16 protein-coding genes are annotated in these 17824 nt (G+C 39.5%); 4 read left to right on the top strand and 12 right to left on the bottom strand.

Going from position 1 to position 17824, the window contains the following annotated elements; translation table 11 throughout:
- Positions 1-385 precede the first annotated feature (385 nt).
- Together HEQ36_RS14550 and HEQ36_RS14545 are read left to right on the top strand one after the other, a co-directional pair.
- Complete coding sequence (locus tag HEQ36_RS14550; RefSeq protein WP_053538770.1) at positions 386-2542, top strand: polyribonucleotide nucleotidyltransferase; 2157 nt, start codon at positions 386-388, stop codon at positions 2540-2542.
- A 435-nt stretch (positions 2543-2977) separates the two neighbouring features.
- Entirely contained in the window at positions 2978-3151 is a 174-nt protein-coding gene (locus tag HEQ36_RS14545) for a hypothetical protein (protein WP_168465616.1), read from the top strand.
- Between the two features lie 208 nt (positions 3152-3359).
- Here the strand turns inward: HEQ36_RS14545 and argH are convergent, their stop codons facing one another.
- From argH to trmD, 8 genes are all read right to left on the bottom strand, one after another.
- A complete protein-coding gene (gene argH, locus HEQ36_RS14540; RefSeq protein ID WP_168636340.1) occupies positions 3360-4748 on the bottom strand; it encodes an argininosuccinate lyase in 1389 nt (462 codons plus the stop codon).
- Positions 4749-5070: 322 nt separating this feature from the next.
- Positions 5071-5283: a hypothetical protein gene (locus HEQ36_RS14535; RefSeq protein WP_039199529.1), complete on the bottom strand. Its 213-nt coding sequence runs from the start codon at positions 5281-5283 to the stop codon at positions 5071-5073.
- A gap of 102 nt (positions 5284-5385) precedes the next feature.
- Positions 5386-6171: a nickel pincer cofactor biosynthesis protein LarB gene (gene larB / locus HEQ36_RS14530; RefSeq protein WP_168636339.1), complete on the bottom strand. Its 786-nt coding sequence runs from the start codon at positions 6169-6171 to the stop codon at positions 5386-5388.
- A gap of 57 nt (positions 6172-6228) precedes the next feature.
- Complete coding sequence (locus tag HEQ36_RS14525) at positions 6229-8013, bottom strand: ABC transporter substrate-binding protein (RefSeq protein ID WP_168636338.1); 1785 nt, start codon at positions 8011-8013, stop codon at positions 6229-6231.
- Positions 8014-8035: 22 nt separating this feature from the next.
- Positions 8036-8629 carry a PIN domain-containing protein gene (locus HEQ36_RS14520; RefSeq protein WP_205748556.1) on the bottom strand — a complete coding sequence of 198 codons (594 nt, stop codon included), beginning with the start codon at positions 8627-8629 and terminating at the stop codon, positions 8036-8038.
- 13 nt (positions 8630-8642) lie between these two features.
- A complete protein-coding gene (locus HEQ36_RS14515) occupies positions 8643-9134 on the bottom strand; it encodes a type I restriction enzyme HsdR N-terminal domain-containing protein (RefSeq protein ID WP_053538775.1) in 492 nt (163 codons plus the stop codon).
- A gap of 32 nt (positions 9135-9166) precedes the next feature.
- A complete protein-coding gene (ispF, locus tag HEQ36_RS14510) occupies positions 9167-9649 on the bottom strand; it encodes a 2-C-methyl-D-erythritol 2,4-cyclodiphosphate synthase (protein ID WP_053538776.1) in 483 nt (160 codons plus the stop codon).
- 16 nt (positions 9650-9665) lie between these two features.
- Complete coding sequence (gene trmD / locus HEQ36_RS14505) at positions 9666-10472, bottom strand: tRNA (guanosine(37)-N1)-methyltransferase TrmD (RefSeq protein ID WP_168636336.1); 807 nt, start codon at positions 10470-10472, stop codon at positions 9666-9668.
- 660 nt (positions 10473-11132) lie between these two features.
- Between trmD and HEQ36_RS14500 the strand changes: the two genes are divergently transcribed.
- Both HEQ36_RS14500 and cphA read left to right on the top strand, forming a co-directional pair.
- Positions 11133-11996: a cyanophycinase gene (locus HEQ36_RS14500; RefSeq protein ID WP_027401350.1), complete on the top strand. Its 864-nt coding sequence runs from the start codon at positions 11133-11135 to the stop codon at positions 11994-11996.
- Between the two features lie 178 nt (positions 11997-12174).
- Positions 12175-14871 carry a cyanophycin synthetase gene (gene cphA, locus HEQ36_RS14495; RefSeq protein ID WP_168636506.1) on the top strand — a complete coding sequence of 899 codons (2697 nt, stop codon included), beginning with the start codon at positions 12175-12177 and terminating at the stop codon, positions 14869-14871.
- A 143-nt stretch (positions 14872-15014) separates the two neighbouring features.
- On the opposite strand, the gene HEQ36_RS14490 is transcribed toward cphA, so the two are convergent.
- From HEQ36_RS14490 to HEQ36_RS14475, 4 genes are all read right to left on the bottom strand, one after another.
- Entirely contained in the window at positions 15015-15443 is a 429-nt protein-coding gene (locus HEQ36_RS14490) for a type II toxin-antitoxin system VapC family toxin (RefSeq protein ID WP_053538779.1), read from the bottom strand.
- Complete coding sequence (locus HEQ36_RS14485; RefSeq protein WP_053538780.1) at positions 15440-15688, bottom strand: plasmid stability protein; 249 nt, start codon at positions 15686-15688, stop codon at positions 15440-15442. Before HEQ36_RS14485 ends, HEQ36_RS14490 begins: the two co-directional genes overlap by 4 nt.
- A 137-nt stretch (positions 15689-15825) precedes the next feature.
- Complete coding sequence (locus tag HEQ36_RS14480) at positions 15826-16347, bottom strand: hypothetical protein (protein ID WP_168636335.1); 522 nt, start codon at positions 16345-16347, stop codon at positions 15826-15828.
- A gap of 37 nt (positions 16348-16384) precedes the next feature.
- On the bottom strand, positions 16385-17782 hold the full coding sequence (locus HEQ36_RS14475; protein WP_168465608.1) for an AAA family ATPase: 1398 nt from the start codon (positions 17780-17782) through the stop codon (positions 16385-16387).
- Positions 17783-17824 lie beyond the last annotated feature (42 nt).

Here is a 17824-nt window from a genome sequence, read left to right as displayed (position 1 = left end):
GTGTTGGGTATAAATATCGCTCTCCTTGAGTTAGAAGTGATATTTGGGGGATGAATTGACACTCTCCGGTCTAAAGACGCGAAGCTCCCAACGCTACCGCGTTCCTCTTGTAGAATTTATACGGATTGCTTTGCGTTTTTGCTCCTGTGCTTTTTAATGACAAGGTAAATATCATACTGTTATTTGCAGTTTAATTGAATGATGAACTATTATTAAATCGTTCTCAAAAATAGAACTGAGATCACAAACCCAGATATGAAGCCTGTTGTACGGCTAAATGAGAAAATTTTGTTTTATGTTTGTTCATTACAGAAGCCGTCTAGACTGCATAAATGTTAGGATTGCCACAGAGTGAGAATCGCGTAAGAGAAGGAAAAAAAACTGAATGGCAGAATTTGAAAAGTCAATATCCTTTGATGGACGGGATATTCGACTGACGGTTGGCCTACTAGCCCCCCAAGCAGGTGGGTCGGTTTTGATACAATCAGGAGATACAACTGTTTTAGTAACGGCTACAAGGTCAGCAGCGCGGGAAGGCATTGATTTTTTGCCACTGACCGTAGATTACGAAGAAAGATTGTACGCAGCAGGAAGAATTCCAGGGGGGATTATGCGCCGGGAAGGTCGTCCACCGGAAAAGGCAATTCTTGCCAGTCGTCTGATTGACCGTCCACTTCGTCCTTTATTCCCCTCATGGTTGCGGGATGATTTGCAAGTTGTGGCAATAACTATGTCAATGGATGAGCAAGTCCCCCCTGATGTGTTAGCAGTCACAGGCGCTTCAATTGCTACTCTCATTGCCCAAATTCCTTTTAATGGACCAATGGCCGCAGTGCGAGTAGGCTTGGTTGGTGATGATTTTATTATTAACCCTACCTATGCAGAAATTGAAGCGGGAGATTTGGATTTAATCGTTGCCGGTTCTCCAGATGGGGTAATCATGGTGGAAGCGGGTGCAAATCAATTGCCAGAGCGAGATATTATTGAAGCGATTGATTTTGGCTACGAAGCGGTTCGGGATTTAATTCAAGCTCAGTTAGATTTGCTGGATGAACTAGGTCTAAAACTTGTGCAAGAAGCCCCACCAGAAGTAGATAAGACATTAGAAAACTATATCCGCGATCGCGCTAGTGATGAGATCAAAAAAATCTTGGCGCAATTTGAGTTAACTAAAACTGATCGTGATATTGCTTTAGATGCAGTTAAAGATAATATCTCTGCTGAAATCAAAGCCTTACCAGAAGAAGACCCCATTCGCATCGCTGCTACAGCCGACTCCAAAGCCCTTGGTAATACATTCAAGAGCATTACCAAATACTTCATGCGTCGTCAAATTGTCGAAGATAACGTGCGCGTTGATGGTCGTAAGCTTGATGAAGTTCGTCCTATCTCTTGTCGAGTTGGGATTATACCCAAAAGAGTACATGGTAGCGGTTTATTTAACCGGGGACTGACTCAGGTGCTATCAATGTGTACCCTTGGTACTCCTGGAGATGCCCAAAATCTTAACGACGACTTGCAACTAGAACAAACTAAACGTTACCTGCATCACTATAACTTCCCTCCCTTCTCCGTCGGCGAAACCAAACCATTACGCGCCCCTGGTAGACGGGAAATCGGACATGGTGCATTAGCCGAACGGGCATTATTACCTGTACTACCGCCCAAAGACAAATTCCCCTACGTAATTCGCGTCGTTTCGGAAGTGCTTTCTTCCAACGGTTCAACTTCAATGGGTTCAGTTTGTGGTTCTAGTTTATCCCTCATGGATGCAGGTGTACCCATTACCAAACCTGTGAGCGGTGCGGCAATGGGCTTGATTAAGGAAGGGGACGAAGTACGAATCCTCACCGATATCCAAGGCATTGAAGACTTTTTGGGTGACATGGACTTCAAAGTTGCTGGTACAGATACTGGAATTACAGCTTTGCAAATGGATATGAAAATATCTGGTTTGTCTTTAGAAGTAATTGCCCAAGCTGTCAACCAAGCCAAACCTGCCCGGTTACACATTCTGGAAAAAATGCTCCAGACTATTGACACCCCCAGGGAAGAAACTTCACCCTTTGCCCCACGTCTGTTAACAATTAAGATTGATCCTGACATGATTGGTCTGGTGATTGGACCTGGTGGTAAAACCATTAAGGGTATCACTGAAGAAACAGGTGCAAAAATTGACATTCAAGATGATGGTACTGTCACCATTTCCGCTGTTGATGAAAACCGAGCTAAGAGAGCGCGGAACATCGTTCAGGGCATGACTCGTAAACTCCATGAAGGGGATGTTTATATTGGTCGTGTGACACGGGTTATACCCATTGGTGCTTTTGTGGAATTCTTGCCCGGTAAAGAAGGCATGATTCACATTTCTCAACTCGCTGACTATCGCGTTGGTAAGGTTGAAGATGAGGTAGCTGTTGGTGATGAGGTGATTGTCAAAGTGCGAGAAATTGACAATAAGGGTCGAATTAACCTAACACGCTTGGGTATTCATCCAGATCAAGCAGCAGCAGCACGAGAAGCAGCAGCGGTAAACCATTAAATCGCTGGTTGGATTTTAGATTTTAGATTACAGATCAATCGCAAATCTAAAATCCGCGATGCCTTGCTAGTAGGCATCGCTGTCGAATTATTTATGATTAAGTATAAAAAAATAAATTCTCTAGGGTCGTTAGTGCAAACTAATTAGCGTAGGGACTGCACCTCTTAGGAGTGATAAAAAATTCAATTGTGAATAAATCCGGTTGTTCGCGCCAACTGATGGGCGCAGGCCCTGCGCCCCTACTGATTTGATTTGGAGTTTACCGCCGCTAAATTCTAGTTGACATTAGACTTTTTAGTGCGATATAATGGTATGCTATTTAAAGTGTATTGATTGCTGCACTAGGCTAAAAAAGTATATCAATAATATCGGTAGCTAATATGGCCTAAGTAATGCCTAGATGCCAATTTTTTGTTGTTTATTAATGAGGTGAATATGGCAAAGCGCCGTAACCCGAAAAAAGAAAAGGCGCTACGAAACCAGGCCTACGCCAGAAAGTTTCGTAAACGGACCACCACAGGTAGAATGGGCAGAAGATTCCAACAAAGACCGCCCAAGAGTGAAGAGGAAGAAGGAACAGGCGCAGCAGCAATGGATGCTGCTGATTAATGTAACTGGTTAAATTTAACTCTTTCATATTTTGAATTTTTAGGGTGTACACCAGTACACCCTTACTTGTGTTAGTGGTCAGTTGTCGGTTGTCAGTTGTCAGTTGGAAGAAAGAATGGAATTTCTCCCCTGTTCCCTGTTCCCTGTTCCCTGTTCCCTGTTCCCTGTTCCCTGTTCCCTGTTCCCTGTTCCCTGTTCCCTGTTCCCTTTATTTCACACTGAGTTGAGTCCGGGCGTTGACAAGAGCCTGTCTAACTTGTTCAAATCCTGTACCTCCATAGCTGTTGCGAGCTGCAACTACTTGACGTGGGGTTATGGCTTCATAAATGTCGGCGGCAAATGCGGGATGAATTTGTTGCCATTCTTCTAGTTGTAAATCTTTGAGCAGTTTACCAGCGATAATACTGGTTTTGACGACTTTGCCGACAATGTTATAAGCTTCGCGAAAGGGTACACCCCTGGCGGCGAGATAATCTGCGACATCGGTAGCGTTAGCAAAGTCTTCTGTAACTGCTGTTGCCAATCGCTGATGACGAAATTCTAAACCTTCTTGCAGTAAAATTGTCATTGCTTCTAAACAGGCTTTGACTGTGTTTACACTGTCAAATATGCCTTCTTTGTCTTCCTGGAGGTCTTTGTTATAAGCCAGGGGTAAACCCTTCATAATTACTAACATGGCTTGCAGATGACCAAATACTCGCCCGGTTTTGCCGCGCACTAATTCGGGTACGTCGGGGTTTTTCTTTTGGGGCATAATGCTAGAACCTGTGGCACAGCTATCTTTGAGGGTGATGAAGCGAAATTCTTCTGATGCCCACAGGATTATTTCTTCGGAAAGACGGCTGAGGTGAACCATGATAATACTAGCAGCACAGAGAAATTCTATGGCGAAGTCCCGATCGCTCACTCCGTCCAAGCTGTTAGCATAAACATTGTCAAAGTGTAATAAATTGGCTGTATAGTGGCGGTTAATGGGGAAAGTTGTTCCCGCTAAAGCACCACAACCCAAGGGGGAGATATTCACTCGGCTATAAACGTCTTCTAAGCGTTCCCAGTCCCGTTGTGCCATTTGAAAGTATGCCAGTAAATGGTGCGCTAAACTCACTGGTTGGGCGCGTTGCAGGTGGGTATAACCAGGAATCAAGGTTTCAACATTTTTTTCGGCTATATCAACTAAGACTGTTTGCCAGTTCCGTAATTGTTGGCGGATTTGTTGAATTTGATCACGGAGGTATAATCGAGTGTCTGTACCTACTTGGTCATTGCGAGAACGGGCTGTGTGGAGTTTTTTACCTACATCTCCGACAATTTCCGTGAGGCGCTTTTCTACGGCAAAATGGACATCTTCGGCATCAACACCGGGTTGGAATTGCCCTTGACGATATTCTTGACGCACTTGTTCTAAACCGTTAAACAGTGCTTCCCCTTCTTCGTGGGAAATTATACCTGTATGAGCCAACATTTTGGCATGGGCTTGAGAACCTGTAATATCATATTCGATAAGTTCAATGTCAAAACTGATGCTAGCATTAAAACGAGCGATCGCTGGATGTAGCGCGGATTCAAACCGCTGACTCCAAGTTTGTTTTTCGGTCATAAATCTGAAGGGAGAGGAAGAAATTTGTAGATATTAGATTTTGAATCATACGCCGGATGTGAGTTAAAAATCTTGTTGTTTCATAAGCGAAATTACAAGGTCTTCAGTATCTAACTCAAGTTGCTAGTTATCTCGTTGAGGCTGGTAATGGGTAATTGGTAATAGGTAATAAAAGCTCTGGTTTCATCCTGTTAATCCTTTAATCCTGGATATTATCTCGACTTCCCTCGATAACCACCTGATTCTGACAATTTACCTAACTGGCAACTTACATTATCTAAATAACTAATCCAAAATCTAAAATCTAAAATCTAAAATCACTTTAACCGTAACTAGTAAAACCTTTGAACAGGTAACCAACAATTATACCAATCAACAATGCCCAAATTTGCCCAGTTTTGACAAAGTGATTCCAAGAGGCTTGTACTTGACCTAAAAGGTCTGGGTCTCTAACATTACCAATATCAGCCAGAAGAGTAATATGTTCGTGTAAATTTCCTAGCAGTGGCAATAGTGAATCATTCAAATGTTCCATAATTCTTTCACCAAAAGGTTTATCACCTATTATTAAGAGTTGAAGTAACTAATCAAATCAAAAGCCACCGCAATTATACGCAATCTTTACTTTCATACTTTACTATGTTTCTGCCGCCAAACGTAATTTTTCTGAAGTTCGTAAAATTTGCCCAGCTAAGACTGCTGCACCAAAGCCATTATCTATATTAACTACACCTATACCAGCGGCACAAGAGTTAAGCATTGTCAATAGAGGTGCTAAACCGGAAAAGCTTGCACCATAACCAATACTGGTAGGAACAGCGATTACGGGACAATCTGCCAAACCCGCTACAACACTGGGCAAAGCCCCTTCCATGCCCGCGACAACGATTAATACCGATGCTGATTCTAATACATGACGGTTGCTTAATAACCGATGAATTCCCGCCACACCTACATCCCAGAGGCGCTGTACATAAAAACCCGAAAGTTCCGCAGTGACAGCGGCTTCTTCTGCAACGGCTAAATCGGCAGTACCAGCGGAAAGAATGCCAATTTTACCCGGAAATCTGACTTCAATTATAGGGGGAACAATGGCACAAATTCGGGCTTGTTCGTAGTATTGGATACCTCTAACTTTTGGTTGTAATGCGGAATATACTTGTGGTTCAATGCGGGTAGCCATGACGACGGAAGTACGGTGGCGCATGACTTCCATGATTTGAGCAATTTGTTCCGGTGTTTTACCTGGTCCCCAAATGACTTCCGGGAAACCAGTTCTTAATTGACGATGGTGATCTATTTTAGCAAACTCACCTACGGATTGATAGGCTAAGTCTTTGAGGGAGTCGAAGGCTATATCTGGGGTTATTTTACCATTGGCGACGGCTTCTAAGAGCGATCGCAAATTTTCGGGTTGTGTCATGCAATTTTGGATTTTGGATTTTAGATTTTGGATTTCCCTTATTCAGTCAACAGTCAACTATTTCGTAACTTTAATTTCATGAATATTCCAAAAAGCACCACCAAGAGCAGAATATTGGATACCTTGAAACCGATTTCTGATTGCTGATAGAGAATAGGAATTAACCAAGTAAATGAAAGGTAAATACTCCTGTGTTAATTGTTGACTTTCGCCATAAATTTCCTTCAATTTAGCCTCATCAAACTCCTGTGCGCCTTGAATATAAAGTTCATTAATTTTCTTTTCCCAGTCAGCAACTTCCCAACCTTCAATCGGTTTTTGTCCAGCTTGTGGTTTTTGATTAAACATATGTAGTCCCCCTTCAGGAGACCAAACATTTGCACCATCATTTGGTTCTAAACCCCCTGTTAAACCTATTAAACAAGCATCCCAATCTAAAGTGTTAGAAAGTTTATCTATAAAAGTATTCCAAGCCAATGGCGTAAAATCTACTTGAATCCCAATTTTACTTAAATCTTGTTTAATTTGCGAACCCATTGACTCCCGAATTTTATTACCCGCATTAGTTAATAATGCAAATCTAACCTCATTACCTTGATCATCTACTAAGAGATTTTTTTCATTATATTGAAATCCAGCTTTTAGTAGTAATTCTTTGGCTTTTTCAGGATTATAGTTATAAACCTTTAAGCCTTTTTCCGGTGATAAGAAATAAGGACTTTGAACAGAAATAGGAGAATTTTGGGGTGTACCTAAACCACGAAAAGTATTATTCAACATGGTTTGTCTATCAATAGCATAGGCTACCGCTTGGCGAAATTGCACATTATTAAACCATTTAGATTTAATGGGATCAACTAATGGTTGATTTTGTCTTTTTCCCTTATTTAAGTTAAAGGAAATAAAGGAAGTGCTAGAACTAGGACCCCCATTATATATTTTAAAATTCCCTTGTTTTTCCTGAACTTTTAATAAAGAAAAATAATCAGGGGAAACACCAATAGAATCTAAATCACCGGAACGAAATTGGAGTAAGGAAGTATCTGTTGACTCCACAATTTGCCAAATTATTCGTTCAATATAAGGTTGGGGTTTACCTTGAGCATCTTTACGCCAATAATAGGGGTTACGGCGAAAAATTATCCGTTGACTCGTATCATATCTTTCCAGTTTATAAGGACCATTAACAATAATTTCTTCAGGAGGAGTATCCACACCCCATTTATTCAGAAATTCAACTTTACCATCTTTGTTTGTTGTTTTGACTGATTTCTCTAAAATATGAGCAGGTAAAATAGATGCTCCTGTATTCAGTAAAAAAGGTCTAAATGGTTCAGGGACACTAAATTCCACTCTTCTATTATCTATTTTTTTGACAGTTGGTAATTTGCGATTTTTCCCGACTCTTAAAACATCTCTAGTATCTGTGGGGATGTTTTCATTTAAATAAATATCATTATAGGTAAATACGACATCATCAACTGTTAATGGTTGTCCATCTGACCATTTTAAACCTTCACGCATGGTAAAGGTAATTTTGGTTTTATCTGGTGATATTTCCCATGATTGAGCTAATGCTCCTTCTATTTTGCCATCAATGGGATTTTGAGTTAATAATCCTTCATAGGTGTAACCAAAAATATTTGGTGATTCGGAACTCAGCGCAGCATTAAATGTTTTCGGATCACTGAGAATACTAGTTACTAATTGAGGTACTTGAGCCGCATTGGTTTTTAATTTAGTTGGGTTACAAGCGGTAATTCCTATTGCTGTAAAAGCAATGATTGTTATTAGTAATAAAAACCGTTTTGTGGAATTGAATATTTTTTCTGTTAATGTCATAGTTGCTTACCAGATATTAATTTTAGGATAATTGAGACTCTAACCAACCTAGAAAGTTTTTAGTATTACTAAAATATTTTATTGTTGCACTATTTAAAATTTCCTGTACTTCCTTTTTACCGAAATCTTTTGTATTGCCACTAATAAATACTTTTTGGTTATTAGGATGCTGATTTGCATGAGATACAATACACTGTAATATTAAGTTATCCATAAGATCATTCTTAATTGGTAGTGTTTCTGTTTCTATAAAAATATTATCAGAAATATCCTTGATTATGTTATTATCAAAATTAATAATTTCTGAATTTTCTGTTAACAAGTTAATAATTTCATATAACCTATCTTGTACATCATTTAATAATAGTAGATTTTCAATAGATGCTCTTTCTAAACTCACCTTAAATAAATCTGCATGGATAGAAATTTTATCACGCATTGCTTCATTAATTTGTTTCTCCATTTCTGCTTGAAATTTTAACTGATTTTGCTTATCTATTCTATACGTGTTAATAACTTCTACATAACAAATAGCTGGTATAGCAAGACGAATTAAGGGAGAGAGATTCCGCAGCAATTGTCCTGCCTCTAGGTCTCTTCCTTTTGCAACTGCCATTAAAAAATTAGTTTCAATGTAAAGTATCAGCACCTAAATTTTCCTGAATATAAGTATGTCCACCTTCTAGCAATGGTAATAAACCAATTTTTGCTAATTCATTATACGCTGGTGGTGTATCTGAATTCCAATGATATGATAAATCTCTGAGCCAAGATTTAATAAGTGTTTCTAAATAAAAATCAAAGATTCTTTTATGCGGGAATTCTGGATCATAATTACTTAGTATATCATTAGTTCTCAAGGAAATTAGGTTTTCTATTTCCTGATCATTATTCAATGCAAAAATATTAATTTCCTCTAAATCCACTAACATACCAAAAGGAATATCTGGCTTGATATTCTGCAAATATGTTTTTAATTGATAAATAGCACTTTGCCTGTTTAATTCTGTCTCTGGTTTTTGAGCTTTTACCTCTACTAATAAGATAATTTCTTCATCTTTATTTGTAAACATAATATCAGGACGATATTTTTGAGGGGACTGGAAGTTGATAACTTGCATCTTCTTTTCTCCTTGATGTAAATAAAAATTGATTAATCACCACTTACCAACAAAACTACAGCATAAGCACAAATACCTTCCTCTCTGCCTGTTGGTCCAAGTTTTTCATTAGTTGTAGCTTTGATACCAATTTGATTTGGTTCTACTTCTAAAACTGCTGTTAATTTATCTCGCATTTTAGAAATATGCGGTTTTAATTTCGGACGTTCAGCGACAACGACAGAATCAATATTGCCAATTTTCCAACCTTGTTCACGAATTAGTTGATGGACTTGATGTAATAATACTAAACTATCAGCCCCAGCCCATTGGGGATCTGTCGGGGGAAAATAATGACCAATATCCCCCAAAGATAAGGCTCCCAGCATCGCATCCATGATGGCATGAGTAAGCACATCAGCGTCACTATGTCCTAACAAGCCGAGTTCGTGGGGAATGTGAATACCGCCTAAAATCAAATTGCGATCGCTCACCAATCTGTGTATATCGTAGCCATTACCAATTCTGATGTTCATAGTTAGTTGTCCTTTGTCAGTTGTCAGTTGTAAAAGAATATTTTTCTCCCCCCACTTCCCCCACTTCCCCCACTTCCCCCACTTCCCCCACTTCCCCCACTTCCCCCACTTCCCCTACTCCCCCTGTTCCCTGTTCCCTCTCTTTTTCCCAAAGTTTAAGCAAATCGGGACGACGGGAAGCTGTGCGCTGAATTTGTTGTTGAAAACGCCAACGAGCGATCGCTGCATGATTACCACTTAGTAGCACATCTGGGACTTGCCAACCACGAAAATTTGCCGGACGAGTGTACTGCGGAAAATCCAACAAATATTCTTCAAAACTTTCCGTCTTCAGCGATTCCTCCTTACCCACAGTTCCCGGAAGTAGACGCACCACACCATTAATCAAAACCATCGAAGGAATTTCTCCCCCCGTCAGGATAAAATCCCCCAAAGAAATCTCCCGAGTCACCAAATTTAGCACCCTGTCATCTACCCCTTCATAATGACCACAGATCACAACCAACTGGTCGTAATTCGTGGCTAATTCGCGCAGCAAGGGCTGGTTCATTGGTTGTCCCTGCGGACTCATCAAAATCACATCTCGACGGGGTAGAATCGGCAAAGACTCCACAGCCGCAAAAATCGGTTCTGGCTTCATCAACATTCCCACACCACCACCATAGGGTTGATCATCCACCTTATGGTGCTTATCCGTAGTAAAATCTCTAGGATTAACTAAATGCACTTGAGCAATCTGTTTAGCTAAAGCCTTAGCCAACAAACCAGAATTGAGGATTGACGTAAAACAGTCAGGAAAAAGTGTAACTATATCAAAACGCACAGTAATTCGGATTCGATAGAACTAATTTTAAGGGTAGATACTTAGCTAATACCATAACTGATAACCTAGCATGGATTCAGGAGTTCGGAGTTCGGAGTTCGGAGTTCGGAGTTTGGAGGAAGAAATTGAAGAATAGAGCATGAAATTTCTCCCTTGTTCCCTGTTCCCTGTTCCCTGTTCCCTGTTCCCTGTTCCCTGTTCCCTGTTCCCTCTTGCCTTTTTTGTAAGTCATAGAAAAACTAAAAATCTACCAACAGTGCCGAAAAATACCAATATCCTTAATTTCCTAGTGAGATCAAAAGTTTTTCTAATTACTTAATTTATGTTTAAATATTGTCACTACTAAATTTAAATTAATAATCCCACCAAAGTTAACAACTTCCGGGATACATCCAACCAGCCTCAGAAGTAAGAGTGTCAAGACCGACTAAATCCTAAGTCCAGAAGGGAATTATAGTTAATTTAGCACTATGAGAGCCATCTGGAAAAAGTAGATAGGTAAAAAACAAGATGCTGGCTATGAGAACGACGGACATGAGAAAATTGAGGCATCGTGTGCGTCAAGCAGTGTCCTCTCATCAAAGCCAAAGGCGAAAATTAACAAGCAACAAACCTTGTTCAATTAACCTGAAGTTGTTGACTCCCTCAAGCAGAAACACAATGCCGCAGTTAGAAGTTAAATCGCTGGAAATGAGGACACCCCAAGCTACTAAAACCGCCGTACTAGTTATCGGAGGCGCAGAAGATAAAGTTCATGGACGTGAAATTCTAAGAACTTTTTTTGTTCGTGCTGGCGGTAACAAGGCGTATATTACAATAATTCCATCAGCCTCCCGTGAGCCTGCCATTATCGCTGGTAGGTACGTTCGCATTTTTGAAGAAATGGGTGCGGAAAAGGTTGAAATATTAGACATTCGGGAACGGGAACAATGCGAAAATCCTGAGATTAAAGCATCCCTCGAAGCCTGTAGTGGTGTCTTCTTAACCGGAGGAGACCAACTGCGCCTTTGTGGAGTCCTGTCCGACACACCGGCAATGGAAATTATCCGCCAGCGGGTGAGAGCCGGACAACTGACTTTGGCAGGAACAAGTGCTGGAGCAGCCGTGATGGGACATCACATGATCGCAGGTGGTGGTAGTGGTGAAACACCTAATCGTTCCCTAGTTGACATGGCAACAGGCTTAGGATTCATTCCTGAAGTTGTCGTTGACCAACATTTCCATAACCGGAATCGGATGGGACGACTTGTTAGTGCGATCGCCGCTCACCCAGATAGATTAGGCATTGGTATAGACGAAGATACCTGTGCCGTATTTGAACGCGATGGTTGGCTACAAGTTATGGGCAAAGGCAGTGTCACTATTGTTGATCCTACCGAACTTACCCACACTAATGAACCCAACGTTAGTGCTAACCAACCCCTGACAGTACATAATTTAAGACTACATATCCTCAGTTACGGAGATCGCTTCCATCTTTACCAACGTACTGTTTTACCTGCTGTGCATCGCATCTCTAGCTGACGATATAGAAGATATAGAGCATATCAGGTCACACTGATTTGACCGCATCTTGATTTCTTCTTCTAGAGTTTAGATCAATTCCATCTAAGAAGGAAAAACTGCTTCAAATGCCAAATTTAGCGGTCAATTCCAGCAAAAAACTAGAATTTTGGTTACGAATCTCCATCTACCTATTCCCATGAGAATCCTCAAGATCCAGACCTTACGCGGCCCAAATTACTGGAGCATTCGACGGCACAAACTGATCGTTATGCGCCTAGACTTAGACAAACTTGCCGAAACCCCCTCAAATGAAATACCTGGCTTTTATGAAGGACTAGTGGAGGCACTGCCAAGTCTAGAGGGTCACTACTGCTCCCCAGGCTGTCGTGGTGGTTTTCTAATGCGGGTGCGAGAAGGCACCATGATGGGTCATATAGTGGAACACGTAGCCTTAGAACTCCAGGAATTAGCGGGAATGCACGTAGGTTTCGGTCGCACCCGTGAAACCGTCACACCTGGAATTTACCAGGTAGTGATTGAGTACCTAAATGAAGAAGCGGGTCGCTATGCAGCCCGGGCAGCAGTCAGGCTATGTCAAAGTATTATTGACCGGGGACGTTATCCCAAAGCCGAACTAGAGCAAGACGTTCAAGACCTCAAAGACTTTTGGCGTGATGCTTCACTAGGCCCTTCCACAGAAGCCATTATTAAAGAAGCGGAGAAAAAAGGTATTCCTTGGATGCCTTTACCAGCTAGATTCTTAATTCAATTGGGCTATGGTATCCACCAAAAACGGATTCAAGCCACAATGACCAATAACACAGGCATTCTTGGTGTAGAACTAGCTGGTGATAAAGAAGCTACTAAACGGATTCTCGATGCCAACGGCGTACCAGTCCCCAGAGGTACAGTCATCAATTTCTTTGATGATTTAGAAGAAGCCATTGAATATGTTGGTGGTTATCCCATCGTGATTAAGCCTTTAGACGGTAATCATGGACGAGGGATCACCATTGATATCCGCAACTGGGAAGACGCAGAAGCCGCTTATGAAATGGCTAGACAAGTTTCTCGTTCAGTGATTGTGGAAAGATATTATGTAGGACGAGATCATCGAGTATTAGTAGTTAATGGCAAGGTAGTTGCTGTAGCGGAGAGAATTCCTGCTCATGTGGTGGGTAATGGCAAATCTACAATTACAGAACTAATTGAAGAAACAAACCTTGACCCTAAACGTGGTGACGGACATGATAACGTCTTGACTAAAATCGAACTAGACCGTACCAGCTACCAACTCCTAGATAGACAAGGGTACACCATCAACAGTGTGCCACCCCAGGGAGCAATTTGTTACTTAAGAGCTACAGCCAACTTAAGTACAGGTGGTAGTGCTGTAGATCGCACAGACGAAATTCACCCAGAAAATCGCTGGTTAGCACAACGGATAGTCAGAATTATCGGCTTAGATGTGGCTGGTATAGATATCGTAACTTCAGATATTAGCCGTCCCTTGAGAGAATTAGACGGTGTAATTGTTGAAGTCAATGCTGCCCCTGGTTTCCGAATGCACGTTGCCCCTAGTATTGGCATCCCCCGCAATGTCGCCGGCGCAGTCATGGATATGCTGTTCCCCAACGAACAATCTAGCCGCATTCCTATACTTTCAGTTACAGGTACGAATGGCAAAACCACCACAACTCGCCTGTTAGCCCATATTTATAAGCAAACTGGTAAGGTTGTCGGCTACACAACTACAGATGGTACTTATATCGGTGATTTCTTAGTAGAATCGGGAGATAATACAGGACCTCAAAGCGCCCATGTTATCCTTCAAGACCCGACCGTAGAAGTAGCCGTATTGGAATCGGCTCGCGGTGGTATTCTCCGCTCTGGGTTGGGTTTTGAAAATGCTAATGTAGGTGTAGTATTAAATGTGTCTGCTGACCATTTAGGCATCGGCGATATAGATACTATTGAGCAATTAGCCCATCTTAAAAGCGTAGTTGCTGAAGCTGTTTTCCCTGATGGTTATGCGGTACTCAATGCCGATGATTACCGGGTTGCTGCTATGGCAGAAAAAACTAAGGCGAACATTGCCTACTTTACCATGAATCCAGACTCGGATCTGGTACGGAAACATATCCAACAGGGTGGAGTAGCCGCAGTCTATGAACATGGTTATCTGTCCATTGTCAAAGGTGATTGGACGCACCGCATCGAAAGGGCAGAAAATATCCCCTTGACAATGGGTGCAAGAGCGCCATTTATGATTGCTAATGCTTTAGCCGCTAGTTTGGCAGCTTTTGTTCAAGATGTCACCATTGAGCAAATTCGCGCTGGTTTAAGAGGCTTTCGTGCTTCTGTAAGTCAGACCCCAGGACGGATGAATTTGTTTAATTTGGGTAAATACCATGCTTTGGTAGATTATGCCCACAATGCCGCTAGTTACGAGGCTTTGGGGTCATTTGTCCGTAATTGGACAACGGGACAGCGCATTGGTGTAATTGGTGGTCCTGGCGATCGCCGTGACGAAGATTTTGTTACTCTAGGTAGATTATCAGCAGATATCTTTGACTACATCATTGTTAAAGAAGATGATGATACTAGAGGTAGACCTCGTGGTTCAGCTTCAGATTTGATTGTTGAAGGTATTACCCAAGTTAAGCCTAATTACCGCTTTGAATCAATTTTGGATGAAACCACAGCTATTAACAAAGCCTTAGATATGGCTACTGATGGTAGTTTGGTAGTAGTTTTGCCAGAAAGCGTCAACCGGGCAATTAAGTTAATTAAAATGCGGGGTGTACAGGAAGAAGTCCAGCCTCAGCAATCAGTTAACAATGATTCCCAAAATGGGATAGCACCTTCTTCTGTTGTTAATACACTGATTTAGGAGCATCTCTTGTTTGTAAATTGCCCTCAGACTCATTCATAATTTAAGTCTGGGGGTTAATTAATATTAGTTAAGACTTAGCAAACATCTTTAAGAATAAAATAGCAGGAGTCAGAAGTTAAGCGACTTATTAAGGTAGTTATCTATACTGATTCATATTTCCAAGGATTAATAATAGAAATACCACATCCTTCAAAATCAGAAACATTGCGTGTTGCTATGGTTGCTTTATGAGTGTAACAAATAGCAGCAATTTGAGCATCAGCTTGAGAAATAGGAGTCCCATTTTGTCGTCGTTGGGATGCAATATGAGCAAATGCTACAGCAGCATTTTGATCAAAAGCAAGAACACGTCCAGCGAAATCTTCAGAAAACATCAGTTGTGCTGCTTGACTAAGTTCTTTTCGTCGTTTTCCTTCAGGAAGTAAAGCAATACCATAGAGAATTTCTGCTTGAGTAATGGTTGTGGTAAACATACTCATCAAAGGTTTTTCAGCTACCCATTCACGAACTATTTCCGACTTTTGAGTCTTCATTAATTCTGAGATAACATTTGTATCCAAAATAATCATTCTTCAAATATTGATACAGTGCGGATAGGTTCTCTAGCTATTTCTGGTAATTCCAAATCGCCCAAATTTGCAAACCGTTGTTCAATTAAAGTTGCTAGATTTAAGGGATGTTTAGTATTTTCGATGAGAACAAGACGGAGAATTTCTCTCACTTCTTCTTCTAGGGAACGTCCATGTTTTTCGGCTCGTTTTTGCAACTGATATTTGATGTCATCATCAATGTTGGAGATGGTGATATTAGTCATAAATAATAGAGATAATTTTGATTATACCTATTATAGTAAATAATCACGAAAATTTTTGATTTTTACCTTTGAAAATACATATACTTACATATAATACGCATTTAAAAGTATTAATTAACTGTCTCGATCTTCTCTAATCATTTCTTTCGTTTTCCTTTAGGTTGATACTTCGCACCTCTCAGAAAATCACCTAAATCTGAATTTTTGCTAATGTCATAGTTACCTTCATCAAACTTATCCTTTAATTCTTTTTTATATTTATCAAGTTCTTGAGGTACAGAACTTTTAGATAAAATATATGTTTTTGCAGTAAAACTTAATGATGAATCAGTTTTTTTCAAGAATTTATTAAAGTATGTATATGTATTTATAACCTGCTCTTTTGCTGTGTTTATATCCTTACCCTTCAATTCTACAAAGCAGATAATCCTTTCATTGTCTTTTGCATAAAATACGATTAAATCACAGATTTTCATTCCTTCTTTATCTAATTCTAATAATTTACGAAATTTACAATTAGGGTTTGATTTCTCGTCTATATGAAAAAATAAAACTGTTTCACCACTTGCTGGTTGTAAACTTACCTCCACACCATCTTCTTTATGACTTGTTTTGCCTGGTAGTAAACAACATGATAACAATAAATGATCGAAAGGCATTTTAAAATCACTCCTGAATTTAAGATTATAAGAGTGATTATGGAAAAATATGGGAAATGTCATCTGAAACATTCCCAAATGTTCCCCAATCTATCCTACCGTCTTCATGTAATATATTTTTAGCTGTACCATCTTCAAATAGATAAACAGAAACTTTCTCTTGAGGAATAAAAGCTTCTGTTCGCTCTAAATAAAATCGTTCTTTGAGACTTTCTTTATCTTCATATTTAGCGGCTTTCATTAAATTTGCTAAATGATCAACTATGTAAGGGCTGTGAGTTGTAATTAAAACTTTCAAACCTGCTTGTACTAACATGGCTAAAAATTCCGTAATTTCTACTTGCGCCGCTGGATGTAAATTCATTTCAGGCTCATCAATTATCAGTAATTCATTTGGTAGAGCTAAATGACGCAAGCACAAAACTAAAGGAGCTAATTCTTTTACCATTGAAGAAGAAACAGTCATTTCTAATTTAACATTTTCTGATGGTTGATATAATATTTCTTTATCAATTACAGATTCATCAATAAGATTTACTTTTCCTCCTAAAATATCGTTTTCTAATATTTCTGCTAATCTAATATAATCTAAAACTTCTGGATACAATTGTATTTCTTCTTCTCTTTCTATAGATGATTTTTCATATACAGAATATACCATATTTTCAAATATTTTTACTACTTCAGTTAGTTTGCTAGTTTTATCTTCATCATCATATTCATGATATTCGTCTATTTTGTTGGCTGAAGAAAATAATGGTAAAACTCCTGTTCTTTCTGTGGGAAATATATATACAGATGAATAAAAAGCTCTATGAATTAAAGCAAAAAATTCTTCAAATAAAATCTCTTCAAATACTATTCTAGGTAATTTATCAAAGATATTAGACTGATCATTAGAATTAGAAACTGAAATTAAATAAAAATAAATACTATTTTCATTCTTTTCTTTAAAAATACGCAAAGTATTTTTATTTTGAGAAGAACCAAAAGAAATTTCTTGAGCCAAAGAATATTGTTTAATATTATCAAGTATTTTGAGTGTTATATCCGCTAAATTAAATTTAACTTTCACGTTGGCAAAATTAACATATTCTGTAGCCAGAAACTTATTCATCCAGCGATAAGTTAGATTAGAAACATCATTAATATATGTTTCAATAAACTCTTCAGCAAAATCAATTAAATCAATCCGAACATATCCTTCTTGTAAAAGTTCTTCAATTGCATTATCTATAATTGGATATCTCTGTTGAGTCTTTTTATCCAGATAAGCTTGCCAATACTTCTTACATCCATATTCACCTAAAATAGATGCTAAAGTATAAGCTGTCCAAGTTTTCCCTGTTCCATTACCACCAATAAAGACAGTTAAAGGCTTTAAATCAATTTCTGCCTTTTCAATAACACCTAAGTTAGCAATTTGTATTTTCATAGCACATTTAATTTTAATTAGGGTTAAAAATCTCCAATTGAC

The organism is Anabaena sp. 54 (assembly GCF_017355725.1).
GTDB classification, from domain to species: Bacteria; Cyanobacteriota; Cyanobacteriia; order Cyanobacteriales; family Nostocaceae; genus Dolichospermum; species Dolichospermum heterosporum.
The sequence above is the reverse complement of the archived record's forward strand: the minus strand, read 5'-3'. Positions and strand labels throughout refer to the sequence as shown.

Coding starts and splice junctions, on each gene's coding strand:
- ispF (WP_053538776.1), bottom strand. CDS start 9,649: ATGAACATCAGAATTGGTAATGGCTACGATATACACAGATTGGTGAGC.
- HEQ36_RS14475 (WP_168465608.1), bottom strand. CDS start 17,782: ATGAAAATACAAATTGCTAACTTAGGTGTTATTGAAAAGGCAGAAATT.
- HEQ36_RS14520 (WP_205748556.1), bottom strand. CDS start 8,629: ATGGCAGTTGCAAAAGGAAGAGACCTAGAGGCAGGACAATTGCTGCGG.
- HEQ36_RS14550 (WP_053538770.1), top strand. CDS start 386: ATGGCAGAATTTGAAAAGTCAATATCCTTTGATGGACGGGATATTCGA.
- HEQ36_RS14525 (WP_168636338.1), bottom strand. CDS start 8,013: ATGACATTAACAGAAAAAATATTCAATTCCACAAAACGGTTTTTATTA.
- HEQ36_RS14485 (WP_053538780.1), bottom strand. CDS start 15,688: ATGACTAATATCACCATCTCCAACATTGATGATGACATCAAATATCAG.
- cphA (WP_168636506.1), top strand. CDS start 12,175: ATGAGAATCCTCAAGATCCAGACCTTACGCGGCCCAAATTACTGGAGC.
- larB (WP_168636339.1), bottom strand. CDS start 6,171: ATGACACAACCCGAAAATTTGCGATCGCTCTTAGAAGCCGTCGCCAAT.
- HEQ36_RS14480 (WP_168636335.1), bottom strand. CDS start 16,347: ATGCCTTTCGATCATTTATTGTTATCATGTTGTTTACTACCAGGCAAA.
- HEQ36_RS14490 (WP_053538779.1), bottom strand. CDS start 15,443: ATGATTATTTTGGATACAAATGTTATCTCAGAATTAATGAAGACTCAA.
- HEQ36_RS14515 (WP_053538775.1), bottom strand. CDS start 9,134: ATGCAAGTTATCAACTTCCAGTCCCCTCAAAAATATCGTCCTGATATT.
- HEQ36_RS14535 (WP_039199529.1), bottom strand. CDS start 5,283: ATGGAACATTTGAATGATTCACTATTGCCACTGCTAGGAAATTTACAC.
- argH (WP_168636340.1), bottom strand. CDS start 4,748: ATGACCGAAAAACAAACTTGGAGTCAGCGGTTTGAATCCGCGCTACAT.
- HEQ36_RS14545 (WP_168465616.1), top strand. CDS start 2,978: ATGGCAAAGCGCCGTAACCCGAAAAAAGAAAAGGCGCTACGAAACCAG.
- HEQ36_RS14500 (WP_027401350.1), top strand. CDS start 11,133: ATGCCGCAGTTAGAAGTTAAATCGCTGGAAATGAGGACACCCCAAGCT.